The following is a 598-nucleotide window of genomic DNA, read 5'->3' on the forward strand; positions in this document are numbered from 1 at the left end:
CGCTCTTTTTCCGTATTTAAACTTATTTCACTATATTTGATTTCCCGCTATCTAAAATTCTATTTGCTGGTACACTGGACATTTCAACCACTGTATTCATACTCTTATCAGTTAGTTCAATGAGCTCCTTTTCATGATTGATTTTCTGTAAATCCCACACCATTCCATTGAACTCATTATGCTGTCCACTTACCTTTACAATACTTTTCGTTTTATTTGAAGGCTGTATTTGAAGGTTTGTAAATTGGTTACCACTAATTTCATTTGGCGTTGTTACATTACTATCCATATAAATCATATTTATACAATCTTCGAGAGAGAAGTTCATAAAACGGTTGGCATTTATCCATGCATGTCCAGATTGTGGTTTCTTTGCTACTAATTTCACCCCAGTTTCCATTCCTACAACTTTTATATTTTCAAAATTAATAAATGAAATTTCATTTTCCTTCCCACCAGAATACAAAGAAATGCCAGTACCTTTATTCGTTTCTGTCCAATTGATAATATTTATATCTTTTATTTGTGTTTTGTGCCAAGTGTTATAATATTTATTTTTTCCATCTACATATATAACTTCCGAATTAAATTTAGGATC

General features: G+C 30.9%; 1 pseudogene. It reads right to left on the minus strand.

Annotation, left to right across the window (positions count from 1 at the left end):
• Positions 1-22 precede the first annotated feature (22 nt).
• Positions 23-598, minus strand: a pseudogene (locus KI369_RS28460) (hypothetical protein); the annotation flags it as partial.

The sequence above is a fragment of the Bacillus sanguinis genome, assembly GCF_018332475.1.
Classification (GTDB): domain Bacteria; phylum Bacillota; class Bacilli; order Bacillales; family Bacillaceae_G; genus Bacillus_A; species Bacillus_A sanguinis.